At 74.4% G+C, this 25543-nt stretch carries 24 protein-coding genes and 1 tRNA gene; 15 read left to right on the forward strand and 10 right to left on the reverse strand.

What is annotated here, in order from left to right:
* Positions 1-91 precede the first annotated feature (91 nt).
* Positions 92-2836: a pyruvate dehydrogenase (acetyl-transferring), homodimeric type gene (aceE, locus tag LPA42_RS25310; protein ID WP_077938882.1), complete on the reverse strand. Its 2745-nt coding sequence runs from the start codon at positions 2834-2836 to the stop codon at positions 92-94.
* Positions 2837-2993: 157 nt separating this feature from the next.
* Between aceE and LPA42_RS25315 the strand changes: the two genes are divergently transcribed.
* The gene (locus tag LPA42_RS25315) at positions 2994-3314 is read left to right on the forward strand and encodes a hypothetical protein (protein ID WP_077938883.1); all 321 of its coding nucleotides are present in this window, start codon (positions 2994-2996) and stop codon (positions 3312-3314) included.
* 92 nt (positions 3315-3406) lie between these two features.
* Positions 3407-3811: a secondary thiamine-phosphate synthase enzyme YjbQ gene (locus tag LPA42_RS25320; protein ID WP_176734070.1), complete on the forward strand. Its 405-nt coding sequence runs from the start codon at positions 3407-3409 to the stop codon at positions 3809-3811.
* A gap of 31 nt (positions 3812-3842) precedes the next feature.
* Here the strand turns inward: LPA42_RS25320 and LPA42_RS25325 are convergent, their stop codons facing one another.
* Positions 3843-5486 carry an alkaline phosphatase gene (locus LPA42_RS25325; RefSeq protein ID WP_077938885.1) on the reverse strand — a complete coding sequence of 548 codons (1644 nt, stop codon included), beginning with the start codon at positions 5484-5486 and terminating at the stop codon, positions 3843-3845.
* Positions 5487-5677: 191 nt separating this feature from the next.
* Between LPA42_RS25325 and LPA42_RS25330 the strand changes: the two genes are divergently transcribed.
* The 5 genes from LPA42_RS25330 (at position 5678) to LPA42_RS25350 (ending at position 10097) form a co-directional block, all read left to right on the forward strand.
* Positions 5678-6160: a MarR family winged helix-turn-helix transcriptional regulator gene (locus tag LPA42_RS25330; RefSeq protein ID WP_077938886.1), complete on the forward strand. Its 483-nt coding sequence runs from the start codon at positions 5678-5680 to the stop codon at positions 6158-6160.
* Between the two features lie 79 nt (positions 6161-6239).
* Positions 6240-8810, forward strand: a complete 2571-nt coding sequence (locus LPA42_RS25335; protein ID WP_077938887.1) for a transketolase C-terminal domain-containing protein — start codon at positions 6240-6242, stop codon at positions 8808-8810.
* Between the two features lie 112 nt (positions 8811-8922).
* Positions 8923-9360: a DUF3052 domain-containing protein gene (locus tag LPA42_RS25340; protein ID WP_043966983.1), complete on the forward strand. Its 438-nt coding sequence runs from the start codon at positions 8923-8925 to the stop codon at positions 9358-9360.
* 100 nt (positions 9361-9460) lie between these two features.
* Positions 9461-9928: a peroxiredoxin gene (locus LPA42_RS25345; RefSeq protein ID WP_077938888.1), complete on the forward strand. Its 468-nt coding sequence runs from the start codon at positions 9461-9463 to the stop codon at positions 9926-9928.
* 97 nt (positions 9929-10025) lie between these two features.
* A tRNA-Val gene (locus LPA42_RS25350) sits at positions 10026-10097 on the forward strand.
* 59 nt (positions 10098-10156) lie between these two features.
* Here LPA42_RS25350 and LPA42_RS25355 read toward each other — a convergent pair.
* Positions 10157-11356, reverse strand: coding sequence for a pectate lyase (locus LPA42_RS25355; protein ID WP_077938889.1), 1200 nt, complete (start codon positions 11354-11356; stop codon positions 10157-10159).
* 146 nt (positions 11357-11502) lie between these two features.
* The gene (locus LPA42_RS25360) at positions 11503-12171 is read right to left on the reverse strand and encodes a TetR/AcrR family transcriptional regulator (protein ID WP_077938890.1); all 669 of its coding nucleotides are present in this window, start codon (positions 12169-12171) and stop codon (positions 11503-11505) included.
* Positions 12172-12220: 49 nt separating this feature from the next.
* Between LPA42_RS25360 and LPA42_RS25365 the strand changes: the two genes are divergently transcribed.
* Positions 12221-13075: an alpha/beta fold hydrolase gene (locus tag LPA42_RS25365; RefSeq protein ID WP_077938891.1), complete on the forward strand. Its 855-nt coding sequence runs from the start codon at positions 12221-12223 to the stop codon at positions 13073-13075.
* A 44-nt stretch (positions 13076-13119) separates the two neighbouring features.
* Here the strand turns inward: LPA42_RS25365 and LPA42_RS25370 are convergent, their stop codons facing one another.
* Together LPA42_RS25370 and LPA42_RS25375 are read right to left on the reverse strand one after the other, a co-directional pair.
* Positions 13120-13452 carry a DUF6204 family protein gene (locus LPA42_RS25370; RefSeq protein ID WP_077938892.1) on the reverse strand — a complete coding sequence of 111 codons (333 nt, stop codon included), beginning with the start codon at positions 13450-13452 and terminating at the stop codon, positions 13120-13122.
* Positions 13453-13600: 148 nt separating this feature from the next.
* Complete coding sequence (locus tag LPA42_RS25375; RefSeq protein WP_144082712.1) at positions 13601-14473, reverse strand: hypothetical protein; 873 nt, start codon at positions 14471-14473, stop codon at positions 13601-13603.
* A gap of 186 nt (positions 14474-14659) precedes the next feature.
* Between LPA42_RS25375 and LPA42_RS25380 the strand changes: the two genes are divergently transcribed.
* The gene (locus LPA42_RS25380; RefSeq protein WP_077938894.1) at positions 14660-15457 is read left to right on the forward strand and encodes an alpha/beta fold hydrolase; all 798 of its coding nucleotides are present in this window, start codon (positions 14660-14662) and stop codon (positions 15455-15457) included.
* On the opposite strand, the gene LPA42_RS25385 is transcribed toward LPA42_RS25380, so the two are convergent.
* The gene (locus tag LPA42_RS25385) at positions 15429-16097 is read right to left on the reverse strand and encodes a dihydrofolate reductase family protein (protein WP_077938895.1); all 669 of its coding nucleotides are present in this window, start codon (positions 16095-16097) and stop codon (positions 15429-15431) included. The two genes, LPA42_RS25380 and LPA42_RS25385, sit on opposite strands and share 29 nt — an antisense overlap.
* 66 nt (positions 16098-16163) lie before the next feature.
* On the opposite strand from LPA42_RS25385, the gene LPA42_RS25390 reads away from it, so the two are divergent.
* The 3 genes from LPA42_RS25390 to LPA42_RS25400 all read left to right on the forward strand — a co-directional run bounded on the left by LPA42_RS25390 (position 16164) and on the right by LPA42_RS25400 (position 18541).
* Positions 16164-16763: a TetR/AcrR family transcriptional regulator gene (locus LPA42_RS25390; protein ID WP_077938902.1), complete on the forward strand. Its 600-nt coding sequence runs from the start codon at positions 16164-16166 to the stop codon at positions 16761-16763.
* 64 nt (positions 16764-16827) lie between these two features.
* Positions 16828-17307 (forward strand): N-acetyltransferase, encoded by a 480-nt coding sequence (locus tag LPA42_RS25395; RefSeq protein WP_077938896.1) that lies wholly within the window; start codon positions 16828-16830, stop codon positions 17305-17307.
* Between the two features lie 82 nt (positions 17308-17389).
* Complete coding sequence (locus tag LPA42_RS25400) at positions 17390-18541, forward strand: polysaccharide pyruvyl transferase family protein (RefSeq protein WP_077938897.1); 1152 nt, start codon at positions 17390-17392, stop codon at positions 18539-18541.
* 69 nt (positions 18542-18610) lie between these two features.
* Here LPA42_RS25400 and LPA42_RS25405 read toward each other — a convergent pair whose 3' ends face one another.
* Entirely contained in the window at positions 18611-18817 is a 207-nt protein-coding gene (locus tag LPA42_RS25405; protein WP_043966998.1) for a hypothetical protein, read from the reverse strand.
* Between the two features lie 159 nt (positions 18818-18976).
* Here LPA42_RS25405 and LPA42_RS25410 point away from each other — a divergent pair, with 159 nt between their 5' ends.
* Positions 18977-19498 (forward strand): DinB family protein, encoded by a 522-nt coding sequence (locus LPA42_RS25410; RefSeq protein WP_077938898.1) that lies wholly within the window; start codon positions 18977-18979, stop codon positions 19496-19498.
* A 78-nt stretch (positions 19499-19576) separates the two neighbouring features.
* Here the strand turns inward: LPA42_RS25410 and LPA42_RS25415 are convergent, their stop codons facing one another.
* Complete coding sequence (locus LPA42_RS25415) at positions 19577-20449, reverse strand: carbohydrate kinase family protein (RefSeq protein ID WP_077938899.1); 873 nt, start codon at positions 20447-20449, stop codon at positions 19577-19579.
* Positions 20450-20534: 85 nt separating this feature from the next.
* On the opposite strand from LPA42_RS25415, the gene LPA42_RS25420 reads away from it, so the two are divergent.
* Positions 20535-23864 carry a DEAD/DEAH box helicase gene (locus tag LPA42_RS25420; protein ID WP_228986908.1) on the forward strand — a complete coding sequence of 1110 codons (3330 nt, stop codon included), beginning with the start codon at positions 20535-20537 and terminating at the stop codon, positions 23862-23864.
* Positions 23861-24907, forward strand: coding sequence for an SWIM zinc finger family protein (locus LPA42_RS25425; protein WP_077938903.1), 1047 nt, complete (start codon positions 23861-23863; stop codon positions 24905-24907). The genes LPA42_RS25420 and LPA42_RS25425 overlap by 4 nt, the downstream gene beginning before the upstream one ends.
* Here LPA42_RS25425 and LPA42_RS25430 read toward each other — a convergent pair.
* Entirely contained in the window at positions 24876-25133 is a 258-nt protein-coding gene (locus LPA42_RS25430; RefSeq protein WP_043967006.1) for a DUF3040 domain-containing protein, read from the reverse strand. The genes LPA42_RS25425 and LPA42_RS25430 overlap by 32 nt on opposite strands.
* Between the last annotated feature and the right edge of the window lie 410 nt (positions 25134-25543).

Consider the following 25543-nt stretch of genomic DNA (forward strand, 5'->3'; position numbering starts at 1 on the left):
GGTGGTGGGGGATACCGGTCGGGTCATATCGTCCCCGACACGCCGAGGGGCCCGGCGCTCCGCGCCGGGCCCCTCGGGTCGCTGCCGCGACCTAGCTGTCGCCGCCGGTCTCGCCGACCGGTGCCGCGTTGACGTCGTCGATGGCGTACTTCTTCGCCGCCTCGGTCGGGACCTGTGCCGGCACCGCGCCGCGCAGGGCGAGCTGCCGCAGCGTCGCGACCGTCACCGACTCGGCGTCGACGTGGAAGTGCCGGCGCAGCGCGTGCCGGGTGTCGGACATGCCGAACCCGTCGGTGCCGAGCGAGGTGTAGTCGCCCGGTACCCAGCGGGCGATCAGGTCCGGTACGGCGCGCATCCAGTCGCTGACCGCGACCTTCGGCCCGTCGGCGTCGGCCAGCTTCCGCTGGATGTACGGCACCCGCTGCTCCGCGCCCGGGTTGAGCAGGTTGTGCTCCTCGCACTCCACCGCGTCGCGGCGCAGCTCCGTCCAGGAGGTCACCGACCACACGTCGGCGGCCACCCCCCAGTCCTGGGCGAGCAGCTGCTGCGCCTTGAGCGCCCACTGCATGCCCGTGCCGGAGGCCAGGATGTTGGCCCTCGGCCCGTCGCCCTCGACCTTCGGGGCGGGGGAGTAGCGGTAGATGCCCTTGAGCAGCCCCTCGACGTCCACGTCGGCCGGCTCGGCCGGCTGGTGGATCGGCTCGTTGTAGACGGTCAGGTAGTAGAAGATGTTCTCCGGCTGCTCGCCGTACATCCGGTGCAGGCCGTTCTCCATGATGTGCGCCAGCTCGAACGCGAACGCCGCGTCGTAGGCGACCACCGCCGGGTTGGTGGCGGCGAGCAGCAGCGAGTGGCCGTCCTCGTGCTGGAGGCCCTCGCCGTTGAGCGTGGTGCGCCCGGCGGTCGCGCCGAGCACGAAGCCCCGCGCCATCTGGTCGGCCGCCGCCCAGAACCCGTCGCCGGTGCGCTGGAAGCCGAACATCGAGTAGAAGATGTACAGCGGGATCATCGGCTCGCCGTGCGTCGCGTACGCGGTGCCGGCGGCGGTGAACGAGGCCACCGAGCCGGCCTCGTTGATCCCCTCGTGCAGGATCTGCCCGGTCGTCGCCTCCTTGTACGACAGGAACAGCTCCCGGTCGACCGAGGTGTAGCGCTGGCCGTGCGGCGAGTAGATCTTCGCCGTCGGGAAGAGCGAGTCCATGCCGAACGTGCGGGCCTCGTCCGGGATGATCGGCACCCAGCGCTTGCCGAACTCCTTGTCCTTCATGATGTCCTTGAGCAGGCGGACGAAGGCCATCGTGGTGGCCACCTTCTGCTTGCCCGAGCCCCGCTTGACGTCGGAGAACCGCTCGCTGCCCGGGATCGCCAGCGTCCGGCCGGCGGTCCGCCGCGACGGGAGGTAGCCGCCGAGCTGCTCCCGGCGCTCCCGCAGGTAGGCGATCTCCTCGGACTTCTCGCCCGGGGTGAAGTACGGCGGGAGGTAGGGGTTCTCCTCCAGCGTCTTGTCCGAGATGTCCAGGTAGAGCCGGTCGCGGAAGAGCTTCAGGTCGTCCAGCGTCAGCTTCTTCATCTGGTGCGTGGCGTTGCGGCCCTCGAAGTGCGAGCCGAGCGTCCAGCCCTTGATCGTCTTGGCCAGGATCACCGTCGGCTGGCCGGTGTGCTCCATCGCCGCCTTGTAGGCCGCGTAGAGCTTGCGGTAGTCGTGCCCACCCCGCTTGAGGTTCCAGATCTCGTCGTCGGTGAGCCCCTCGACCATCTTGCGGGTGCGCGCGTCGCGGCCGAAGAAGTGCTCCCGCACGTACGCCCCGGACTCCGCCTTGTAGGTCTGGTAGTCACCGTCGGGCGTGCTGTTCATCAGGTTGACCAGCGCGCCGTCGGTGTCGGCGGCGAGCAGCGGGTCCCACTCGCGGCCCCAGACCACCTTGATGACGTTCCAGCCGGCGCCCCGGAAGAACGCCTCCAGCTCCTGCATGACCTTGCCGTTGCCCCGGACCGGCCCGTCGAGCCGCTGCAGGTTGCAGTTGATCACGAAGGTGAGGTTGTCCAGCTCCTCGCGGGCGGCCACGCCGATCGCGCCGAGCGACTCGACCTCGTCCATCTCGCCGTCGCCGAGGAACGCCCACACGTGCTGCTGCGAGGTGTCCTTGATGCCCCGGTGGTGCAGGTAGCGGTTGAACCGGGCCTGGTAGATCGCGTTCAGCGGGCCGAGGCCCATCGAGACGGTCGGGAACTCCCAGAAGTCCGGCATCAGCCGCGGGTGCGGGTACGACGGCAGCCCGCCGCCCGGGTGGGACAGCTCCTGGCGGAACCCGTCGAGCTGGTTCTCGCTCAGCCGCCCCTCCAGGAACGCCCGCGCGTACATGCCCGGCGAGGCGTGACCCTGGTAGAAGATGTGGTCGCCGCCGCCCGGGTGGTCCTTGCCCCGGAAGAAGTGGTTGAAGCCCACCTCGTAGAGCGACGCGGAGCTGGCGAACGTCGAGATGTGCCCGCCGACGCCGATCTCGGGGCGCTGCGCGCGGTGCACCAGCATCGCCGCGTTCCACCGGATGTACGCCCGGATCCGCCGCTCGATGTGCTCGTCACCCGGGAACCACGGCTCGCGCTCCGGCGGGATGGTGTTGATGTAGTCGGTGGTGGTCAGCGACGGCACCCCGACCTGACGCTCCCGCGCGCGCTCCAGCAGGCGCAGCATCACGTACCGGGCGCGTTTGGTTCCGCGCTCGTCGATGACACCGTCCAGCGACTCGACCCATTCGCCGGTCTCTTCGGGGTCGATGTCCGGAAGCTGGCTCGGCAGACCGGCGGTGATCACCGGGCGCTTGCGTTCCGTGGCCACAGGCGTTCCCTCGGTTGTGTGTGGGATAGGTCTCTAGACGTTCATCCTGCCTTCTACCGACGGTTTTCGTCACGTCTGCCTCCCCCAGACGCGACGCTCAACACAGGTACCCGTCGGTAACTTATGGCTGCTTGCGGCCATCTCCTACCGTCGACCCATGACGATGCTGCGAGCCGTGGCGAGCGCACTCGTGCTGGCCGGAGCGCTCACCCTGCTGCTGTCGGTGCTCGGCCTCGCCGGCGGCCGACTCGACGCCGCCCCCGTGGGGCTGCTCGGCCTGGCCCTGCTCGCCGCGGGCCTGGTGCTGCTCAACCGCACCGGCGGCCGGAGCGCCCGCTACGGCTACGCCACCACCACCGGCGACCCCGCCGCCTCGTACGGCTCCGGCGCGTACGGCGCGGGCGCGGGCCAGCCCGGTGCCGACTTCCACGCCGGCGACGCCGGCACCGGCTGGTCCGGCGACCCGGGTCCCGGCTGAGGCAGGCCCGGCCGGCTCCCGGCTGACGGAAGCCCGGCCGCGACCCGGGTCCCGGCTGACAGGCCCCGGGTTCCGGCGGCAGAATGCGCCGTATGCGCACCGAGGTGATCACCGTCCAGACCGGCTCCCGACCGACCGTCCGGGACATCACCGCCGAGGCGGAACGGTTCGTCTCCGGCGCCGGCGACGGCCTGCTGCACGTCTTCGTGCCGCACGCCACCGCCGGGCTCGCCGTCATCGAGACCGGGGCCGGCTCCGACGACGACCTGCTCCGGGCGCTGGACGACCTGCTGCCCACCGACGACCGCTGGCGGCACCGGCACGGCTCGCCCGGCCACGGGCGCGACCACGTGCTGCCCGGCCTCGTCCCGCCGTACGCGACCCTGCCGGTGATCGACGGGCGGCTCGCGCTCGGCACCTGGCAGTCCATCTGCCTGGTCGACACCAACGGCGACAACCCCACCCGCAAGGTCCGCTTCTCGTTCCTGCCCGGCTGACCGCGCGCCGGCGCGGCCGCTGACCGCCCGGTCAGGGCCGCAGGGTCTCCGCCTCCACCGTCTGCCGGCCCAGGTCCGCCCCGTCCCCCGGGGCGGTGCGCGCGCCCGGTGCCGGCGGCCGGTCGTACGTCTGGTGCAGGCCCGGCACCCGGTCCTCGATCACGAACGTCGCCCGGGTGTACGCCGGGGCGTCCGGCCGGCTCACGTACGGCACCACGTCGAAGTCGGCCGCCAGCTGCGCCGGGGTGATCGTCGTGCGGACGTACCCCCGGAGGTTGTTCTGGAAGCGCAGGTGCGGGTTGAACGCGAACCACGGGTGGGAGCCCGTCGGCGAGTCCGCGCCGTCGCCGGTCGACGTGACCGAGGAGCAGACCAGCTCGCTGCCGACCGTGCGCGACGTGGGGTCGGCGTAGTCGAGCTTGAGGTCGCTGGCCCAGTGGGCGTGCACGTCGCCGGTGAGCACCACCGGGTTGCGCACCCCGGCGGCCAGCCAGCCCCGGGTGATCCGGTCCCGGGAGGCCACGTACCCGTCCCAGGCGTCCATGCTGGTGACCGTGAGCGGCCCCGAGTTGTTGTCCCGCTGCGCGAAGAAGACCTGCTGGCCCAGGATGTCCCAGCGCGCGTCGGAGCGGCGGAACCCGTCGAGCAGCCACGCCTCCTGCTCCGCCCCCGTGATCGACCGGGCCGGGTCTGCCGCCGCGGCGCACTCCTTGTATCCGTCGCCGCACGCCTGGTCGTCGCGGTACTGCCGGGTGTCGAGCATGTGGAACGTGGCCAGCCGGCCCCAGCGCACCCGCCGGTACAACTGCATGTCGATGCCGCGCGGCAGCGAGGTCCGCCGCAGCGGCATGTTCTCGTAGTACGCCTGGAACGCCGCCGCCCGCCGGGCGAGGAAGTCCGGGTCGGGGGCCTCCGGCACCTCGTCGGCCCAGTTGTTCTCCACCTCGTGGTCGTCGAAGACCACCACCCAGGGGGCCACCGCGTGCGCCGCCTGCAGGTCGGTGTCGGTCTTGTACTGGGCGTGCCGCTGCCGGTAGTTCGCCAGCGTCCGGGTCTCCGGGCCCTCGTGGTCGCGCGGGTTCCCGCCCGGCACCGTGTACGTGCCCTTCTCGTACTCGTACTGGTAGTCGCCCAGGTGCAGGATCAGCTCCGGCTCGGTCTCGGCCAGCCGCCGGTACGCGGTGAAGTATCCGTGCTCGTACTGTGAGCAGGAGACGAAGCCCATCGCCAGGGCCGACGGCAGGGTCCCCGGCGCCGGCGCGGTGCGGGTGCGCCCGACCGGGGACGCGTACCCCTCGGCCCGGAACCGGTAGAAGTACTCCCGGCCCGGCAGCAGCCCGCCCAGCTCCACGTGCACGCTGTGCGCCGACTCGGGTCGGGCCTGCGCCACGCCGCGCCGCACCACGTGCCGCAGCCCCTCGTCGGCGGCGACCTCCCAGGTCACCGCCACCGGTCGCGCCGGCATGCCGCCCAGGCCGTCCTCCGCGAGGGGCTGCGGGGCCAGCCGCGTCCACAGCACGAAACCCTCGTGGTCCGGGTCGCCGGAGGCCACCCCGAGGGTGAACGGGTCCTGCCGCAGCGGGCGGGCCGCCGCCGCGCCGGCCGCCACGGGCAGCCCGGCCACCGCGCCGACCGCCGCGCCGGAGAGCAGGATCGTACGTCGGGACAGTGTCACGGTTTCCTCCCCAGAGTCCGTGTTGTTCGACTCCGGGGAGCGTCGCGCCCGCCGATGGCCGTGAGGTGAAAGGAAGGGCCCCTTGTTATCGCCTTTTGTCGAACAAGGGCCCCCTGTTAACACCCGCCGGGCGGTCGGGCGGCCAAACTGATGGAGGTGGTCAACAGTTGCGCTGGGCGTACGATTGCGGCATGGCGCAGCGCATCCCCACCGAGGCGGGGCCTCCCTCGGGTGGCCGCGTCGACCTGGCCGGTGCCGCCGTACGCCGGATCATGCACGTCGCCTCGGCCATCCGGCACCGGCAGGAGGCCGGGGTGGCCGGGCTGGGCCTGACCCCGGCCGTCGCCCGGGCGCTGCACGTGCTGGACCCGGACCGCCCGCTGCCGGCCCGCACCCTGGCCGACCAGCTGCGCTGCGACCGTTCCAACGTCACCACCCTGGTCGACAAGCTGGAGCAGGCGGGCCTCGTGGAGCGCCGGGCCGACCCGACCGACCGGCGGCAGAAGACCCTCGTGGTCACCGAGGCGGGCCGGCGGATGCGCGACCGCGTCGAGCGGGTGATGTCGGACTCCCGACTCCTCGCCGGGCTCAGCGACGCTGAGCTGGCCACCCTGCACGAGCTGATGTGGAAGGTCGCCGACGGCGACTGCCCAGGGGAGCGCGCCCCGCGGTGACGCGCCGCCGGGGCCGGCGGCGACGGTGACCCGCCCCGGGCGGACGTGTCTGAGTGGGCGACGGGCCGCCGCGTCGGTAATGCTGTCGGACGTGACCACCCCGCAAGATCTCGACGACCGGTTCCGGGAGGCCCTCGCCGGGCTCGCCGCCGCGCCCCGGCGACGTGACCCGGCCGAGCGGGTCCACGACGGCGCGCCGCTGACCGGGGCGCAACTGCTGGACCTCTTCGACGCCCAGGTCACCAGCCGGCAGCTGGACCTCGCCGGGCGGTGGCTGCGCAGCTTCGGCGAGGGCTTCTACACCATCGGCTCCGCCGGCCACGAGGGCAACGCCGCGGTCGCCGCCGCGCTGCGCCCCGGCGACCCGGCTCTGCTGCACTACCGTTCGGGCGCGTTCTACTGCCTCCGCGCCGCCCAGGCCGCCGGGGAGGTCGCCTTCCCCGGGCCGGAGGGGGAGACCGACGCGTCGACGCCCGGGGCGCAGGCCGCGCCGCCCGAGGCGGCACCCGCGGGGCCCGAGGCGGAACCCACGCCGTCCGACGCGGAGGGAACGCCGCCCGCGGCCGGGACCCCGGCCGAGGTCGAGGCCGGGGCGGAGGCGGGGACAGGTGGCGAGGCCGCGGACGGCACGGCCGGCGGGCCGGCGGCGGGCCGCGACGGTGCGGCCGGGCGGGCGGACGCGTACGCCGGTGCCGCCCGGGACGTGCTGCGCGGGATGGTCGCCTCGGCCTGGGAGCCGATCGCCGGGGGCCGGCACAAGGTCTTCGGCCGGGCCGATCTCGCGATCGTCCCGACCACCTCCACCATCGCCTCGCACCTGCCCCGGGCGGTCGGCGCGGGGCTGGCCCTGGAACGGCTGCGCCGCCGCGATCCGGCCGGGCGGCGAGCCGGTGCGGACCCGCTCGGCGACGTCGGGCAGCCGCCCCGCTCTCCGTGGCCGCCGGACGCCATCGTGGTCTGCTCGTTCGGCGACGCCTCGGTCAACCACGCCAGCGCCACCGCCGCGTTCAACACCGCCGGCTGGTACGACCACACCGGCCTGCGCATCCCGGTGCTCTTCGTCTGCGAGGACAACGGGCTCGGCATCAGCGTCCGGTCCCCGAAGGGCTGGGTGGAGGCGACCCTGCGGTCCAAGCCGGGCATCCGCTACTTCTCCGCCGACGGCACCGACCCCGTGCAGGCGTACGAGGCGGCCGTGGAGGCGGCCGGCTGGGTGCGCCGGCACCGGCGGCCGGCCGTGCTGCACCTGAGCACCGTACGGCTGATGGGGCACGCCGGCGCGGACGCCGAGGCCGCGTACCGCAGCTCCGGCGAGATCGCCGCGGACCTGGACCGGGACCCGCTGCTGGCCACCGCCCGGCTGCTCGTGGCGGCGGGCGTCGCCACGACCGACGAGCTGCTGGCCCGCTACGACGAGCGCGGCTGGCAGGTACGCCGCATCGCCGAGGAGGTGCTCGGCGAACCGAAACTCGCCTCCGCGGCCGAGGTGGTCGCCGAGACCGCGCCCCGCCGCCCGGCCCGGGTGGCCCGCGCGGTCGCCGACGCGGCGACCCGGGCCGGCGGGCCCGGCGCGGCGGCCCGCGCGGACGTGTTCGGCGGCCGGCTGCCCGAGGCGGCCGGCCCGCTCACCCTGGCGCAGACCATCAACGCCGCCCTCGCCGACGGCATGCTCGACCACCCCGGGATGGTCGTCTTCGGCGAGGACGTCGCCGCCAGGGGCGGGGTGTACGGGGTGACGAAGGGCCTGCGCGACCGGTACGGCGCGGCCCGGGTCTTCGACACGCTGCTCGACGAGACGTCGATCCTCGGGCTCGGGCTGGGCGCCGGGCTGGCCGGGCTGCTGCCGGTGCCGGAGATCCAGTACCTGGCGTACCTGCACAACGCCGAGGACCAGCTGCGCGGCGAGGCGGCGACGATGCGGTTCTTCTCCTCGGGGGCGTTCCGCAACCCGATGGTGGTGCGGGTGCCGGGGCTGGCGTACCAGGAGGGCTTCGGCGGGCACTTCCACAACGACAACTCCCTGGCCGTGCTGCGGGACGTGCCCGGGCTGGTGATCGCGGTGCCGGCGCGGCCGGACGACGCCGCCGCGATGGTGCGTACCTGCCTGGCGAGCGCGGCCGTCGACGGCAGCGTCTGCGTGCTGGTGGAGCCGATCGCGCTTTACCACACCCGCGACCTCTACACGGAGGGCGACGGCGAATGGCTGGCCGACTACGCCGGGCCGGGCGCGTGGGCCGCCGGCCACGCGCCGGTCGGCCGGGCCCGGGTGTACGGCGTCGGCTCCGCCGAGGACGTCACGATCGTCACTTTCGGTAACGGGGTGCCGATGTCGCTGCGCGCCGCCGCCACCCTCGCCGACGAGGGGATCGGCAGCCGCGTCGTCGACCTGCGCTGGATCGCCCCGCTGCCGGTCGCGGACATCGTCCGGGAGGCGTCGGTGACCGGCCGGGTGCTGGTCGTGGACGAGACCCGCCGCTCCGGCGGGGTCGGCGAGGGGGTGCTCGCGGCGCTGGTCGACGGCGGGTTCGTCGGTGCGGCACGCCGGGTGGCCTCAGTTGACTCGTTTGTACCATTAGGTCCGGCAGCGCGTGCGGTGCTGGTCACCGAGGATGCCATCACCCAGGGTGCCCGTACGCTGCTGGCACGGTAAATTCCGTTCCACCCGGTGCGCCACTTGCGCGGGGGGCCGCGAGTGTGTGGACTTTGCCTGACGGCGTCACCGCGACGCCGCGAGCAGGGACGAGATGAGGAGGCACGCGACAGTGAGCGCGACCGCTGGTCAGGCCGCCGACGGGGTACGCAGCCTGGCGGACCGGTTCGGTATCGAGCCGGGGATGGTCGTCATGGAGATGGGGTACGACGAGGACGTCGACCAGGATCTCCGGGACGCCCTGACCGACCGCTGTGGAGAGCTGGTCGACGAGGACACCGACGAGGTGGTCGACGCGGTGCTGGTCTGGTACCGCGACGGCGACGGTGACCTCTTCGAGCTGCTCGTCGACGCCCTCGGCCCGCTGGCCGACAACGGCGTCGTGTGGCTGCTGACCCCCAAGGCCGGGCGGGAGGGCCACGTCGAGCCGAGCGAGATCGCGGAGTCCGCGCCCACCGCCGGCCTGCAACAGACGTCCACGGTCAACGCCGGCCGGGACTGGAGCGGTGCCCGTCTCGTGCTGCGCCGGGGCGCCAAGGCCAAGAAGTAGCCGAACCTGCCCCCGCCCGTGGGGCCGGCCACACTCGGTGGCCCCGGCCCTCGGGTGTGGCAGGCTGATGCCACCTCCAGAATCGACCCAAGGAGCTCGCATGCCGATCGAGGTTGGCGCCGAGGCGCCGGACTTCGTGCTCAAGGACCAGAACAACCAGGAGGTCCGGTTGTCGGACTTCCGCGGCAAGCGCACCGTGCTGCTGGTCTTCTACCCGCTCGCCTTCACCGGCATCTGCCAGGGCGAGCTGTGCGAGGTGCGGGACAACCTCAACGAGTACGTCAACGACGACGTCCAGGTGCTCACGGTGAGCGTGGACTCGGTCTACGCCCACAAGATCTGGGCCGAGAAGGAGGGCTACCAGTTCCCGCTGCTGGCCGACTTCTGGCCGCACGGCGCGGTCGCCCAGGCGTACGGCGTCTTCAACGACGTCGCGGGCATCGCCAACCGGGGCACGTTCGTGATCGACAAGGCCGGCGCCGTCCGGTTCGCCGAGATGAACATGCCGGGCGAGGCGCGCGACCAGCAGGGCTGGCGCAAGGCGCTGGCCGACGCGGTCGCCGCCTGATCCCACCACGGGCACACCGGCGCGGCGGGCCGGTGTGCCCGTGGCGTTAGTCGGCAGGGTAAGCTTGCCGGACTCCGGCCCGCCGCGCGGGCGTTCGGGGCGCGTAGCTCAGTGGGAGAGCACTCGCCTTACAAGCGAGGGGTCGCAGGTTCGAAACCTGCCGCGCCCACCCATCACCACCAGCGCGGAAACTTCTCCGAAGATCGGGAACCTGGCCGCCGGCAGTGACTACCGGAAGGTGACGTCACTCCTGTTGACCTTGCAGTTGGCGTCGTTCCAGCCCTCACCGAGGTAGCTGGGTTCGCTGCCCTTGGGCACGCCCTTGTACTTGCCGCAGATGGTGGCCGAGCCGATGACGACCACGCGGGTGATCGTCGCGGTGTCGTTCCAGTTGCTGTTGATGCCGGCGAGCATGTCGATGTCGTCGACGAGGACGTTGTCGATACGCACGTGGCGGGTGTACGAGGTGGTGCAGTTGCCGCAGCCGCGGTACAGCTTGCCGGATCCCTTGAGGTAGAAGCCGGAGATGTTGACCGTGCCGTTGCCGTTGTGCTGGAAGGTCTTGTCGCTGCCGCTGCGCGCGCCGCCACCGATGACGTAGGAGGTGCCGCCGTTGGTCTGCTTGAAGGTGGCGGCGTCCTCACCGATGTCGTTCCACCACACGTTGCGCAGCGTGCAGGTGCCCTCGCAGTGCACGCCGTCACCGGCGGGCGAACCGAGGATGACGTTCTGCAGCGTGCCGCCGTTGGCGATCTTGAACATCGGGTCCTGCGACTCGCCCTGCCCACCGTCACCGATGCAGCAGTAGGTCTTCATCCCGCCGTCGAAGGTGCCGGAGACGTTGACCGTGCCCGAGATGCTCACCGAGCCGGCCGACGACGGCCACGCGCCGGTCGGCGCGCCCGGGTTGCTGGTGGGGCCGGACGTCGGACCGCTGGTGGGGCTGGTGGTCGGGGTCGACCCGCCGCTGGAGTACGTCTCGAACTCGGCGATCCGCGGGGCGCCGGACGCGCTGGTGATGACGAAGGAGAGCTTCTTCAGCGACGTCGAGGAGAAGTTGATGGTGCTCGGGGCGCTGCTGCCGCTGGCCAGGACGGCGCCCGTGTCGTGGTTCGTGAGCTGCCAGCCGCTGATCGAGCCGCCGCCCGAGGCCTGCACGATGACGGCCGAGGACACCGTGGTGGCGCCGCCCCACTTGACCGAGATCGTGCCGGTCGAGCCGCTCGGCGACCAGAAGGTGCTGGTGTTGCCGTCGATGACGTTGCCATAGCTGGTGCCACTGGCCTTGCTGGAGCCGTCGGCGCCGGCACCGATGCTCAGGTTCGTGGCGGCCGAGGCGTGGGGGACCTGCAGCGCCAGCGCGGCGACGGCACCTGCGACCGCAGTGGCACCGCAGGCCAGCCACCGGGTAGCGACTTTGCGTCTCATCTGATCCGCCTTTCAATCATGAACACCCTGTTACGGAAAGCGCTTTCCAGTAACCATAGGGCTTTATCGATGGCGCGGCAAGCCAGCCGGCGACGGGCCGGCGGCCCGCTGCGCCCCGGCTCAGCCTCCGGGCTGCCCCGCAGGTCTCACCCGGCGTCGCCGAGCAGTCCGCGTAGGACGCCGCGTACGGTCGCCTCGAACAGATCGCGCTGTGCCGGTGGCGCCTGCGGCGCGGTGAGGGCGGAGGCCAGGTTGGGGAACGCCGCCAGGTCGATCCCGTCGAAGCGGGCCGGCGGGCCGGCGACTTCGCTGCGCGCGAAGAGCGACACCACGCCGGTCGTCATCGCGATCGCCTCGAACTTGGTGGTGGTCGCGGCCGGCACCGGCCGCAGGACCGCCAGGCAGTGGTCGAAGAAGGCCAGGCTCTCCGGGCCGAAGGCGGTCGGCCGGGGCAGGATCTCCACCAGCCACCGGTGCCTGCGGTACAACTCCAGTTGCCGGCGGGCGATGCGCAGCATCGCGTCCAGCCAGTCGCCGGTGGCCTCCGGGTAGGGGCGCAGCTCTCCCGCCGCCCGGTCGGCCATCAGGTCGAGCAGGTCGTCGCGGGAGGTCAGGTAGCGGTAGAGCGATCCGGCGCCGGTGTCGAGCGCGGTGGCGACGGCCCGCATCGAGACCGCGCCGAGGCCGTCGGCGTCCGCCATCGCGATCGCGGCGGCCACGATCTCGTCCCGGGTGTGCGTCGGTGCCGGGCCCCGCGTGCCCCGAGCCGGGCGGGACCAGATCGACGGCCGCACTGGTTCGGGGGATGAGGTCACCGCTACACTCTAAACTGCGAACGACGTTCGCGGTTTAGGGGAGGGTGACATGGAACAGGGTTGGACCGTGCAACGGGTGCCCGCAGCCGACGGGGCCGAGATCGTGCTCCACTCCATCGGCGCCGGGCCGGGCATCGTCGTCGTGCACGGCGGCGGTGTCACCATCGAGATCTACCGACGCCTGGCCATCCGGCTGGCCGACCGTCTCACTGTGCACCTCTACAACCGCCGGGGGCGGGCCGACGCGGCCGCGCGCGCCGAGCCCTACGACGGCGAGCAGGACATCGACGATCTCGCGGCGCTGCTGACCCACACCGGGGCCCGCAACGTCATCGGCCACAGCGGCGGCGGCTTCATCGCCCTGCGCGCCGCCGCGCGGCGCCTGCCGATCGACCGGCTCGCCCTCTACGACGCGGCGGTCCAGGTCGACGGCCTGTTCCCGGCCGCGTGGCTGCCGGCCGCCCGGGACGCGGCGCGGGCCGGAGACCTCGCCCGCGCCATGGCTCTCACCGGTGCCGGCCTCAACACCCAGTCCGCCACGTCGCGCCTGCCGCTGGGCCTGCAGGTCGCCATGTGCCGGCTGTTCATCCGTACGCCCATCGGTCGCACCATGGCCGAGCTGCTGCCCACCACTCTCGACGAGACGACGCTGATCTTCCGCCACGACGGCCCGCCGGAGCAGTGGGCCGGCATCGACGCCGAGGTGCTGCTGGCCTGCGGCGGGGCCGGGCCGCCCTACTACCGGCCGACCAACGAGGCCCTGGCGGGAGCCCTGCCGCACGCCCGCACCCTGGTGGTGCCGCGCGCGGGTCACGACGCGCTCAACCGTGCCCCGCGCCACCTGGTCGACGCGCTCGCCGAGTTCTTCACCGCCCCGGTGACCTCGGATCGGGCGGGCTCGTAAGGCGGGCGGGGCTCAGACCGCCAACCGGCCCGCTGTCGTCGCGGTCAGCGTCCCCGGGGGCGGACCTTGATGCTGTCGAGGTCCGTCGCCACCGACGTGAGGTCGCCGTGGTCGGCGCCCAGCCCGCGCACGGCGGCTGCGGCCAGCGCCTCCGCCCGGCCGGTCACCACTTCCGCCGCGTCCTCCGCCGTGGCCCGGACGACGCAGCGGAAGGTGAACCCGAGCAGGGAACGCTCGTAGGTCACCGTGCCCTCCTCCGTGAACCGCGCCGCGAACACGTCGTGCTCGTCGGCGCGGGCGAGCAGCGCGGCCCGTTGCCCGGCGTCGAGCGGCGCGAACCTGCCGCGCACGATGACCTGATACGCCTTGTCCGCCATTGCTGATGCTCCCCGGTTTGTGGACGAATTCACGCGGCGATTCCACCGTCATCTTGCCGCGCCCCCGCCGTACGGCAAGCGGTTTACGCCCCGCCGCCGCGACGGCGCGGGCCGCCGGGGGTGAGACCGGCGGCCCGCCGTGACCGGGTCAGTTCGCGCAGACCGCGTACGCGCGCACCTTCCAATTGCTGCTGAAGCCGTTCTCGTCCTCCATGGCCCGGACGGTCACCGCGGTCGAGGAGGTGGCCCGCATCTCGGTCAGGCGCACCTGGCCCTCGCCGCCGAGGATCTCGCCGCCGACCCCGTGCACCCGGGTCCCGGCCGGGCAGGTGGCCACCACCGACTGGACGGCGGTGGAGCTGTAGGAGCTGTCGTCGACGACGCGCTGCTCGCCGGGGAGCGGATCGGCGCAGATCGCGGTGGCGTCGAGCCACCAGCTGCCGGCGAAGCCGGTGCCGTCCTCGACGCCGGCCACCACGACACTGTTCTGCTGGATGCGCAGGTCCTCCAGGATCACCTCGCTGTTGGACGCCCCGACGACCGCGCCGCCGACCCCGATGGCGTGCTTGCCGGCGGGGCAGGACTTCTCGAACCAGTTGGACGTGCCGAAGCTGGGCGCGGAGCTGCCGGAGACGGTCACCAGGCCGCTGGGGGCGGGGGCGCACAGCGCGCTCGCGGTGACCGCCCAGTTGCCGGCGACGCCGTTCTCGTCCTCGCGGCCGGTCACCGAGTACGCGCTTCCGCCGGCCAGCGGCAGCATGATGTCCATGCCGACCTGCCCGAGGCCGGAGCCGGTGATCGCCCCGCCGCCGCCGATGACCGTGGTGCCCGTCGGGCAGGTCGCGCTCTGCGACTTCGCGACGGAGTTGCTGGGGCCGGTCGTCGTCCTGATGCTCAGGCCGGGCACCGCCGCCACGGGCCCGGTGAGGGTCAGTTGGCCGAGCACGAGCGCGCTCAGCGCCGCCCCGCCCACGGCGGTCGTGCGACGCGTCCACCGGCTCCGGTTCGATCCTTCTCGCATGCTGTTCGACCTCTCAGAGAAGCTCGGCGGGCGATCCGGCCGAGGGTGTGTGTGCGTTGACACCGGTGGGAGTGGCGAGGGGGCGGGCCGCCAACAGAAAACTCCGGAGAAGTTTCCGGGCCGGAACGTCGTACCGCTGGGGTTGGATCGGAAGCGGGACGGTCGACGGAGCCGGAGGTGCCCGGGGTGAGCTACGCGGAGGTCAACGGCCTGCGGCTGTGGCACGAGGCGCACGGCTCGGGCCGCCCGCTGGTGCTGCTGCACGGGGGATACGGCGCGGCGGAGTCGTTCGCCCCGCTCCTGCCGGCGTTCGCCGGCCGGCGGCGGGTGGTGACGGTCGACCTCCAGGGGCACGGCCGCACCGCCGACGTCGACCGTCCCCTGCGGTTCGAGTCGATGGCCGACGACGTCGCCGCGCTGATCCGCCACCTGGGCCTCGGCGAGGCCGACGTGCTGGGCTATTCGCTGGGCGGCGGGGTGGCGCTGCGCCTGGCGATCCAGCATCCCGCGCTGGTGCGCCGCCTCGTGGTGGTCTCTGCGCCGTGCCGCAGCGGGGGGTGGTATCCGCAGGTGCTGGCCGCGATGGCGGCCCAGGACGCGGCGGCGGGGGAGCGGATGCGGGGCACCCCGCCGCACGAGCTGTACGCCCGGGTCGCCCCCCGCCCGCAGGACTGGCCGGCGCTGTGGGCGAAGACGGGGGAGCTGCTGCGCCGCGACTACGACTGGTCGGCGCAGGTCGCCGCCCTGGCCAACCCGACCCTGCTGGTCTTCGCCGACGCCGACTCGGTCCCGACCAGCCACGTGGCGGAGTTCTTCGGGCTGCTCGGCGGCGGCCACCGCGACGCCGGCTGGGACGGCAGCGACCGTCCCGCGTCGCGGCTGGCCGTCCTGCCGGGGCTGACCCACTACGAGATGCTCGACTCGCCCGCGCTGCCGGCCGCCGTGCTGCCGTTCCTCACCGCCCCGGCGCGCCCTCCGCAGTGACGCCCGCCCGGCCCGATGTCGCCGGGTCCGCTGCGCCGGTCGGCGCCGACGACGGGGCCGGCTCGGCGGCGTAGTGCAGGAGGATCAGGCCGCTGTCGAACGACCGCGTGGCGGTCAGCGTGAACCGGTGCGCCGCGAAGCCCCGGGCGGCCAGCGGGATGCCGCTGCCGGCCACGATCGGGTGCAGCTTGACGACGAGTTCGTCCACCTCGGGCAGGAGCTGCCCGGCGAGGTCCCCGCCGCCGCAGAGCCAGATGTCGCCCCCGGGTCGCCCCTTCAGCTCGCGGACGAAGGCCACCGGGTCGCCGGCGACGACCTCCAGCCCGGGGTCGGCCGACGGCGGCAGCGACCGGGAGAAGACGTACTGCCGCAGGTGGGCGTACGGGCTGGTGACGCCGACGCGCAGCGCCGGATCGTAGGTGGCACGCCCCATCAGCACCGCGTCGAAGCGGCCGGTGGGCCGGTCGATGCCGAGCTGCGGGTGGCTGAACGTGGGGAAGGTCTGCGGCCATCCGGCGGTGAGGTGGGCGGCCACGTCCGGCTCCAGGGGGAAGAAGTCGTAGGCCCCGTCGGGGGCGGCGATGAAGCCGTCGAGGGTGCTGGCCACGTAGTACACGAGCTTGCGCAAGGGGACTCCCATCAACCACTACTGCTGTCGTGGTTGGAACGTACTACACCTGTCGTGGTTGTTGCTAGGGTGTTCGACATGGCCCGGAACCCGCAACGACGCGCCCTGCTCGCCGACGCCGGGCTGCGCGTGCTCGCCGCCGCCGGGGCGCGGGGCCTCACGCACCGCGCCGTCGATGCCGAGGCGGGCGTGCCCACCGGCACCGCCTCCAACTACTTCCCGACCCGCGAGGCGTTGCTCGGCGCGCTCGGCGAGCGGGTCTTCGAGCGGTACGCCCCCGACGAGGCCGTCCTCGCCCGGCTCGCCGCCCGCGACCCGTCGATCGACCTCACCACCGACTACGTCCGCTACATCGTCGAACGCACCACCCGCGAGCCGTACGTCACCCGGGCGCTGATCGAGCTGCGGCTGGAGGCGGCCCGCCACCCCGAGCTGGGCCGGGGCTTGGCCGAGGTGCTCCGCCGGGGGTACGCCGACGATGTCGCGTTCCACGCGGCCGCCGGGTTACCGGGTGGCGCGTTCGAGATCGCCCTGCTCCACTATGCGGTGGACGGGTTGCTGCTCGACCTGCTCACCACGTCGATCGACGCCGGCTTCGACGTCGACGAGGTGGTTTCCGCCCTGGTGTCCCGCCTCGTCGGCGGCGCCGCCCCGCGAACCGGGGCCGCCCGCGACTGACGGCGTCCGCCTGGGCGCGACGGGCGACGCGCCCCCGGCCGTCCCGAAGAACCGAAGGAGTCGCGTGTCGCTCACCCTGGCCCCGATGACCGACGACCAGCTCGCCCGCCTGCGGGTCGGGCTCGAACGGTCGTACGCCGAGAACCTCGCCGAAGCCCGGGGACTGTCGCCGGAGGCGGCCCGGGCCGAGGCGCTGGCCCAGATCGGCCGGTCGCTGCCCGACGGGGTGGCCAGCCCCGGCGTCCTGCTGCGGGTGGCCCTGCTCGACGGCGAGGAGGTCGGCTGGATCTGGACCACCCTGCCCGACGCCGACCGGCCCACGATGGCCTGGATCCACAACATCGAGGTGCATCCCGCCCACCGGGGGCAGGGGCACGCGCGGCGGATGATCCAGCTCGCCGAGGCCGAACTCGCCCGGCTGGGCGTCGACCGGCTCGGGCTGAACGTGTTCGGGCACAACACCGTGGCGATCCGGCTCTACGACAGCCTCGGCTTCCGCGTCGCCGCCCAGCAGATGGTCAAGCCGCTGCCGCCGCCCGGCTGACCGCCCCGACCCGGGACGTGTGCCCCCGCGAACAGCGGGAAACCCACCCGGAACGCGCATCCTGCGGGGAGGAGCGAGGCCAATGAGGGACCGCACCGCACCGACGATCGGCGTGCTGGGCTCGTACGGCGGTCGCAACCTCGGCGACGAGGCGATCCTGAGCGGCCTGCTGGCCGACCTGCGCTCACACGAGCCCGACGCACGGATCATCGTCTTCTCCCGCAATCCGGCGCACACCGCCCAGGCGCACCCCGACGTCGAGGCCGTGCCGTGGGAGGGGGTGAGCCGGGTCGACTCGGCCGAGGTGCTGGCCGAGCTGGACCTGCTGATCCTCGGCGGCGGCGGCATCCTGTACGACCGGGAGGCCCGCCGCTACCTGCGCGTCGTGCGGGTCGCCCAGGAGCGGGGGCTGCCCCTGCTCACGTACGCGGTCGGGGTGGGCCCGCTCAGCGACGGGGTGGACACCGGCATGGTGCGGGAGACCCTGGCCGGCGCCACCGAGGTCACCGTGCGGGACCAGGAGTCCCGGATGGTGCTGGAGGAGGCCGGGCTGCTCAACCCGATCACGGTGACCGCCGACCCCGCGTTCCTGCTGGAGCCGGAGGAGTTCCCCGCGCACCTGCTGCGCGAGGAGGGCGTGCCGAACGGCAAGCGGCTGGTGGGGCTCAGCGTGCGGGAGCCGGGCCGGGCCGCCGAGCGGCTCGACGTCGACGGCTACCACCGGCTGATCGCGCAGATCGCCGACTTCCTCATCCACCGGATCGACGCGCACGTGCTCTTCGTGCCGATGGAACGCGACGACATCCGGCACTCGCACGGCGTGATGTCGCACATGACCGCCGCCGACCGGGGCCGCATCCTGCACGGCGACTACTCGCCCCGGCAGGTGCTGGGGCTGATGCGGCACTTCGACCTCGCCGTCGGCATGCGACTGCACTTCCTGATCTTCTCGGCGATGGTCGGCACCCCGTTCCTGCCCCTGCCGTACGCCGGGAAGGTCTTCGACCTCGCCCAGCGGCTCGGCGTGCCCGCCCTGCGCGGCGTGGAACGCGAGGTCGAGGGGCCGCTGCTGGCCGAGGTCGACCGCCTGTGGGACGAACGGCACGCGCGGGCCGCGGAGACCGCCCGCCGGGTGGCGGAGGTCTGCGACCAGGCCCGGGGGACCTCCCAGGTCACGGGCGCGGTGCTGGAGAGCCTGCGGTCGCGGACCCTGACCCGCGCCGGGGCGGCCTGACCTGCGCCGGGTGGAGTGAAGCGCGTCGGGGCGTCCTGACCCCACCACCGCCGCGGTGGCGGTCGGCGGTCAGACGGCTGGCCCCCGCCAGCGGTAGAGCCACCCCTGATCCCCGCCGACGGTCGACTCCAACTCGTAGATCTCGGCCTCGGCCAGCCCGTGCCCGCCGAGGTGGTGGTGGGTCAGCGGCGGTCGGCCGTTGCTGTCGAGCTCCACCCTGACCGTCTGCCCGTCGGCGCTGCCGCCCGTCAGCGGGATCTCTGCCGTTGCTGCCATGGGCCCATCCTGCCCCGGCACCGGACGCCCCGCAGGGCCGTCACCCGGAGATCTTGGTGATTTTCGGCCCCTCTGGGGGCACTTTCGTACCAAGATCTACGCCCGGCGGGGCCGCCGCGCGGGGCAGCGCGACCAGAATCGGACAAGTAGCGTGCGGGGATGGCGGAGATCAAGATCGACCCGACCCTCGGCCCCGTGTTGGCGCGCACCGGCGACGAGCGCGCGGTGCTCGAATCCTTCCTCGACTTCCACCGGGGCATCGTGCTGCGCAAGGTGGCCGGGCTCTCCGACGCCGACGCGCGTCGCCGGCTGGTGCCCTCCCGCACCACCCTCGCCGGCCTGGTGAAGCACCTGACGATGGTGGAGCGGAACTGGTTCCCGGCCCTGCTCGCCCCCGGGCCGGGCGACGTCCACGTCACCGGCGAGGCGGATGCGGCGGACAGCTTCACCCTCGACGGATCCGACACCATCGAGTCCCTGGTGGCCGGCTACGAGCGGGCGTGCGCCCGGTCCCGGGAGGTCGCGGCGCGCTTCGACCTCGACCACGTGGTGCCGCAGCCGCAGCTCGGCGAGGTCTCCCTGCGCTGGATCCTGACGCACATGATCGAGGAGACGGCCCGGCACGCCGGGCACGCCGACATCCTGCGCGAGCTGACCGACGGCTCCACCGGCGCGATCTGACCACGAACGGCCCCGGTGGCGAACCGGCCCGCCCCCGCTCACTGCCCGCCCCGCTCGCCGGGGCTGCCGCCGCTGCGTTCACCGGGCCGGCAGCAGCCCCGGCGGGTACTCCATGCCGTCGTGGGCGCAGGCCGCGGCGGCCACCCGGGCCGCGTACGCCGCCGCGTCGGCCAGCCCCGCGCCGCGCAGCCGGGCCGCGACCAGGCCGGCCGCGAAGGCGTCCCCGGCGCCGTTGGTGTCCACGACCGGCGTGGGTGCGACGGCGGCCGGCACCCGCACGGGCGGGGCCCCGCCCGCGAACAGCTCCGCCCCGTCCGCGCCCCGGGTGACCGCCGTCGTCCGGGGAGCGAGGGCGGCGGCGAGCGCCCCGGCCCGGTCGCCCAGCCGCACCCCGCTGACGAAGACCAGGTCGGCGACCTCGGCGAACGGCCGGTGATAAGGGTTGCCGCCGTCCCAGTCGTGCAGGTCGGTGGAGAGGCCCACCCCGGTGGGCAGCCCGGCGCGCAGGCCGGGCAGCAGGGGCGGCACCCAGTCCATGATCGAGACGTGGACGTGCGCCGCGTCCCGGGCGAGCGCGGCCAACCGCTGCGGCGTGAACGGCGGTGGCCCCTGCCACGGGCGGGGGTCGTAGAGCGACATCCGCCGACCGGCGGGGTCGACCAGGTTCACCGACCGGCGGGTGCCGCCGGGGTCGACGACCAGCTCGGCGTGCACCCCGGCCCGCTCCAGCGCCCGGCGCACCACCTCGCCGGCCGGGTCGGCACCGAGCACGTCGACGACCGCGACCCGCAGCCCCAGTGCGCGGGCGGCCAGCGCCACCCCCGCGCCGGTGTTGCCGATCCGCAGGTCGATCGGGGGCACGGTGAGCGAGTCGGCGGCCGGCAGGGGGAGCTGCGGCACCCGTACCCGCAGATCCACCCCCAGCCCCCCGAGCACCAGAAGGTCGAACATCCCCCGACCGTAGCGGCCCGGCCCGGTGCCCCGGTGGCCCCGCCGGGCCCGGCTATCCTCGGGGGTCGTCGGCGGAGGGGGAGCGGTGCTGGTCGTCCACGGGGCGTGGCTGCCCGGCGCGGGGCTCGTCGTCTGGGCGGAGGACAGCGCCCTGCCCCCGCAGGCGCCCCGCCGGCCGGGCCGGGCCCCCCGCGAGCGCCCCCACCCGTTCGCCGCCGACCACGCGGCCCTCGCCGCCGCCCTGGCGGGCGCCGTGCCGCAGACCGTCGCCCCCTCGGTCCGCCCGGCGAGCGCCGGGCCGCAGCGCTCGGGGTCGCCGAGCGCACCGCCACAGAGCACGGGACCGCAGGCCCCGACCGCCGCCGAGCCCGGGTCGGTGCTGCTGCGCCTGCCCACCCGGGCCGGCTCGCCGGCCGACTCCCCGGAACTGGTCCGCCCGGCCGTCGCCGAACCGGCCCGGGGGACGGTCACCCTCGCCGGCTGGCGCGCTCCCGCCCTCCGGTACGCCCCGGCGGACGCGCTCGCGCTGCTGCGCGCTGCCGGTGACCGGGCCGGGGTGCCCGGCGCGACGCTGCGGCACCTCGCGGAGCTGGCCGGGTTCGCCGTCGACCTGGTCCGCCGGGGCCGGGTCCTGCCCGGCGTGGCCGGAGCACCCGAGCCCCGACCGACCGCCTTCCGCCCACTCGACGGTGCCTCCGCCGCGCCGCGCGCCGCCGGCCCGGGTCGTGCCGGCGAGGCCGGGGCGCGGGCGGTGTGGCGGCCCCTGCTCACCGGCGCCGACGCCGCCTGGGCCCGGTCGCTCGCCCTGGCCCTGCCCCCGGCCGCGCGGGCCGCTGCCGCCGACGTGCCGGCCGGCGAACTGGTCGCCGACGCCCTCGACGCGCTCACCGACGCCGCCGCGCGGGCGGCGCTGACCCGGACCGTGCTCACCCAGGGTGGCCGCCGAAGCGGCGCGGTGCCGGCCTGGCTGGCGGCGCTCACCGCGCCGGACGGCGGGTTCACCGCCGAGCGGGTCGCCCTCGACGCGCTCGCCGCCGAGCTGGACGACTGGCAGCGGGACGCGGCAGGCGGCGCGGTCCGGGCCAGCTTCCGCCTGGTGGAGCCGGCCGTCGACCCGATCGCCGACGCCCTGGCCGCCGCGCTGGACCCGACCGCCGCCACCGACACCGACGCCACCGCTGCGACCGCCACCGCCGACGCCACCGACGACTCCGGTGGGCCGGGCGGCGGCGCGGAGACCGGATCCGTCGACGCCGGCCGCTGGCGGGTGGAGTTCGGGCTCCAGGCCGCCGACGAGCCGGGCCTCGTCGTGGACGCCGGGCACATCTGGCGGTCCCCGCACGCCCCGTCCGGGCTCGCCGGCCGGCTCGACTCGCCCCAGGAGACCCTGCTCGCGGAGCTGGGCCGGGCCAGCCGGCTCTGGCCGGAGCTGGACACCGCCCTGCGTACGGCGACGCCGGAGGCGCTGGAGCTGGACGTCGAGGGCGCGCACCGGTTCCTGCGCGAGGGCGCGCCGGTGCTGCACGCCGCCGGGTTCGGGGTGCTGCTGCCCGGCTGGTGGCGGCGGCCGTCGGCGCGGCTGGGCGCGCGGTTGCAGGCGCGCAGCCGTACCGCCCCCGGCACGGTCGCCGCCGCCGACGGCGGGTTCGGCCTGGACGCCCTGGTCGACTACCGGTGGGAGGTGTCCCTCGGCGACGAGCCGATCTCCGCCGAGGAGCTGGCCGCGCTGGCGGAGCTGAAGACCCCGCTGGTGCGGCTGCGCGGGCGCTGGGTCGAGCTGGACCCGGGGCGGCTGGCCGCCGGCCTGCGGCTGCTGCGTTCGGCGGGCGAGCTGACGGTGGCCGACCTGCTGCGACTCGGGCTGGCCGAGGCCGACTCCGCCGACGCGCTGCCGGTGCTGGAGGTCGTCGCCGACGGCGCGCTGGGCGACCTGCTCGCCGGGCAGGCCGAGCGCCGGCTCGTCCCGCTGGACCCGCCGCCGGCCTTCGCCGGGACGCTGCGGCCGTACCAGCGGCGCGGGCTGGCCTGGCTGGCGTTCCTCCAGTCGCTGGGCCTCGGCGGGGTGCTCGCCGACGACATGGGGCTGGGCAAGACGGTGCAGCTGCTCGCCCTGTTCGCCGGGGACCCGCCCGATGCCGGCCCGACCCTGCTGGTCTGTCCGATGTCGCTGGTCGGCAACTGGCAGCGGGAGGCCGCCCGGTTCGCCCCGAAGCTGCGCGTACACGTGCATCACGGTGCCGAGCGGGCGCGGGGCGACGACTTCGTCGCGGCCGTGCACGCGGCGGACCTGGTCCTCACCACCTACTCGGTGGCCGCCCGCGACGCCGTCGACCTCGCGGGGATCGACTGGCACCGGGTCGTCGTCGACGAGGCCCAGGCGATCAAGAACGCCTCCACCCGGCAGGCGGAGGCCGTGCGGGCGCTGCCGGCCCGGCACCGGATCGCGGTCACCGGCACGCCGGTGGAGAACCGGCTCGCCGACCTGTGGTCCATCATGCAGTTCGCCAACCCCGGCCTGCTCGGCCCGGCCGCCAGCTTCCGCAAGGCGTACGCCGAACCGATCGAGCGGCACGGCGACGCCGACGCCGCCGAGCGGCTGCGCCGGATGACCGGCCCGTTCGTGCTGCGCCGGCTCAAGACCGACTCCTCGATCATCTCCGACCTGCCCGAGAAGCTGGAGATGGAGGTGCTGTGCAACCTCACCGCCGAGCAGGCGGCGCTCTACCGGGCGGTGGTGGACGACATGCTGGCCCGCATCGAGTCCACCGACGGCATCGAGCGGCGCGGCCTGGTGCTGGCGGCGATGACCCGGCTCAAGCAGGTCTGCAACCATCCCGCCCAGCTCCTGCACGACGGCTCCGCCCTGCCCGGCCGCTCCGGCAAGCTGGCCCGGCTGGAGGAGATCCTCGACGAGGTGCTCGCGGCGGGGGAGAAGGCCCTGCTGTTCACCCAGTACGCCGAGTTCGGCGGGATGCTGCGCGGCCACCTGTCGGCCCGGTTCGGCCGCGAGGTGCTCTTCCTGCACGGCGGGGTCGGCAAGGCCGACCGGGACGCGATGGTGACCCGGTTCCAGTCCGACGCGGGACCGCCGCTGTTCGTGCTCTCCCTCAAGGCCGGCGGCACCGGGCTCACCCTCACCGCCGCCAACCACGTCGTGCACGTCGACCGGTGGTGGAACCCGGCGGTGGAGGACCAGGCCACCGACCGGGCGTTCCGCATCGGCCAGCGGCGGCGGGTGCAGGTCCGCAAGTTCGTCTGCGCCGGCACGGTGGAGGAGAAGGTCGCCGCGATGATCGCGGAGAAGCGGAGCCTCGCCGCGTCCGTGGTGGGCACCGGCGAGCAGTGGGTCACCGAGCTGTCCACCGAGCGGCTGCGCGAGCTGTTCGCCCTGGAGGCGGGGGCGGTGGTCGAGTGACCGGCCCGTTCGCCGACTACGGCAGGCCCCGCCGGGTCGAGGGCGGGCTGCGTGCCCGCAGCACCCGGGGCGCGATCGGCCGGTCCTGGTGGTCCCGCCGCTTCCTGGAGGTGCTGGAGTCGTTCGCGCTGGGCACCCGGCTCACCCGTGGCCGGTCGTACGCGCGGGCGGGGCAGGTGCTCGACCTCGACGTCGCCCCCGGCGTGGTGACCGCGCGCGTGCAGGGCTCCCGCCCCCGGCCCTACCAGGTGCGGATCGCGGTGGAGCCGTTCCCGGCGGCGCGGTGGGAACAGGTGGAGGCGGCGCTGGCGGCGCAGGCGTTCTTCAGCGCCCGGCTGCTCGCCGGCGACCTGCCGGCCGAGTTGGAGGAGCTGTTCGCGGCCACCGGCGTGCCGCTGTTCCCGGCCGGCGTCGGCGAGCTGGACCAGCACTGCTCCTGCCCCGACCACGCGGTGCCGTGCAAGCACCTGGCGGCGACGTTCTACCTGCTCGCGGAGGCGTTCGACGCGGACCCGTTCGAGCTGCTGCACTGGCGGGGCCGCCGCCGCGCCGACCTGCTGGACCGGCTGCGGGCCCTGCGCGCCGCGACCACCGACCAGGGAGGCGACGACGGCGGCACCGTCGCGCCGGGGTCCACCGGGGACGGCCGGGACGCGGCAGCCACGCCGGGCGACCCGGGCACACCGTCCACAGGCGAGGGCCGGAAAGCGGTCGCCACGGCGGACGACGACGGCCGGGCCGTGCCGGCCGTCGGTGCCGCGCGGGCGCTCGCCCCGCTGCCCGCCGCGCCGCTCGCCGACGCGGTGGACCGGTTCTGGGTCCCGCCGGTGCCGCTGCCGGACCGGCCGCCGAGCCTGGCGACCGGGCCGGACCTGCTGCTGCGGCAGCTCGGCGCCCCGACGGCCGCGCTCGGCGGCCCCGGCCTGACGGAACGGCTGGGCCGGGCGTACCGGGAGTTCGGCCGGTTCCGCCCGGAGGCCGACCGCCCGGAGGCCGACGGCGACGGCGCGGCTACCACCAGCGGCGGCGGAACCGCCACATGACGGCGGCGTTGGCCAGCAGCACCGCCGCGAAGATCGCCCCGGCCGGTCGGCCGGCCAGGACGGTCGCCGCCGGCAGCGAGGCCCACAGCACGACGGTCAACAGCATCAGGTACCGGCCGCGACGGGCCCGGGCCCGATGGTCCAGGCGGGCGAAGAACTCCGGGTCGCTCTCCCGGAGCTGACGGGTGATCTGTTCGAACCTGCGCTGATCCTCTTTGCTGAGCATGGCGGTGCCTTCCCCTCACGCGTTCAGCGGTTCGGCGGCATACCCGCTGCGGTGGCGGCTCACGCGCTCCTGCTGCTGCTACTTTCGATGGGCGGGTCCGCCGCCGGTCCGCGCGGCACCTGAGAGCCCGGTTATCCCCGCCTTAAGTTTCCCTGTGGCAAGCAACGGCGCGGCCGGCGGCCGGTCGGGGCGAAATGTCGCAGCCCGGGCCTGCGGGGTGCGCGTCCGCCCTGCTCGGGACACCCTCGGCGGCAGGGCCCGAACCGGACCGTGCGGCGTCGGCGTTGAGCGCCGTCTTAAGTGCCCTCCCCGGCCCGCCCGCAGCGCCTTGAAGCGGCCACCACCCGTCGTTAACTTCCCTGGAAACTCCTCCAGGCAACAGTCGCCGCACCCGCCCCACCCCCGGGCTG

The sequence above is a fragment of the Micromonospora sp. DH13 genome, assembly GCF_020873825.1.
In the GTDB taxonomy this organism is placed as follows: Bacteria; Actinomycetota; Actinomycetes; order Mycobacteriales; family Micromonosporaceae; genus Micromonospora; species Micromonospora haikouensis.

What these genes read in the sequence shown, in the direction of transcription:
- LPA42_RS25315 (WP_077938883.1), top strand. Translation starts at nt 2,994, where the DNA reads ATGACGATGCTGCGAGCCGTGGCGAGCGCACTCGTGCTGGCCGGAGCG.
- LPA42_RS25320 (WP_176734070.1), top strand. Translation starts at nt 3,407, where the DNA reads ATGCGCACCGAGGTGATCACCGTCCAGACCGGCTCCCGACCGACCGTC.
- LPA42_RS25330 (WP_077938886.1), top strand. Translation starts at nt 5,678, where the DNA reads ATGGCGCAGCGCATCCCCACCGAGGCGGGGCCTCCCTCGGGTGGCCGC.
- LPA42_RS25335 (WP_077938887.1), top strand. Translation starts at nt 6,240, where the DNA reads ATGCTGTCGGACGTGACCACCCCGCAAGATCTCGACGACCGGTTCCGG.
- LPA42_RS25345 (WP_077938888.1), top strand. Translation starts at nt 9,461, where the DNA reads ATGCCGATCGAGGTTGGCGCCGAGGCGCCGGACTTCGTGCTCAAGGAC.
- LPA42_RS25355 (WP_077938889.1), bottom strand. Translation starts at nt 11,356, where the DNA reads ATGAGACGCAAAGTCGCTACCCGGTGGCTGGCCTGCGGTGCCACTGCG.
- LPA42_RS25365 (WP_077938891.1), top strand. Translation starts at nt 12,221, where the DNA reads ATGGAACAGGGTTGGACCGTGCAACGGGTGCCCGCAGCCGACGGGGCC.
- LPA42_RS25370 (WP_077938892.1), bottom strand. Translation starts at nt 13,452, where the DNA reads ATGGCGGACAAGGCGTATCAGGTCATCGTGCGCGGCAGGTTCGCGCCG.
- LPA42_RS25375 (WP_144082712.1), bottom strand. Translation starts at nt 14,473, where the DNA reads ATGCGAGAAGGATCGAACCGGAGCCGGTGGACGCGTCGCACGACCGCC.
- LPA42_RS25385 (WP_077938895.1), bottom strand. Translation starts at nt 16,097, where the DNA reads ATGGGAGTCCCCTTGCGCAAGCTCGTGTACTACGTGGCCAGCACCCTC.
- LPA42_RS25390 (WP_077938902.1), top strand. Translation starts at nt 16,164, where the DNA reads ATGGCCCGGAACCCGCAACGACGCGCCCTGCTCGCCGACGCCGGGCTG.
- LPA42_RS25400 (WP_077938897.1), top strand. Translation starts at nt 17,390, where the DNA reads ATGAGGGACCGCACCGCACCGACGATCGGCGTGCTGGGCTCGTACGGC.
- LPA42_RS25405 (WP_043966998.1), bottom strand. Translation starts at nt 18,817, where the DNA reads ATGGCAGCAACGGCAGAGATCCCGCTGACGGGCGGCAGCGCCGACGGG.
- LPA42_RS25410 (WP_077938898.1), top strand. Translation starts at nt 18,977, where the DNA reads ATGGCGGAGATCAAGATCGACCCGACCCTCGGCCCCGTGTTGGCGCGC.
- LPA42_RS25415 (WP_077938899.1), bottom strand. Translation starts at nt 20,449, where the DNA reads ATGTTCGACCTTCTGGTGCTCGGGGGGCTGGGGGTGGATCTGCGGGTA.
- LPA42_RS25430 (WP_043967006.1), bottom strand. Translation starts at nt 25,133, where the DNA reads ATGCTCAGCAAAGAGGATCAGCGCAGGTTCGAACAGATCACCCGTCAG.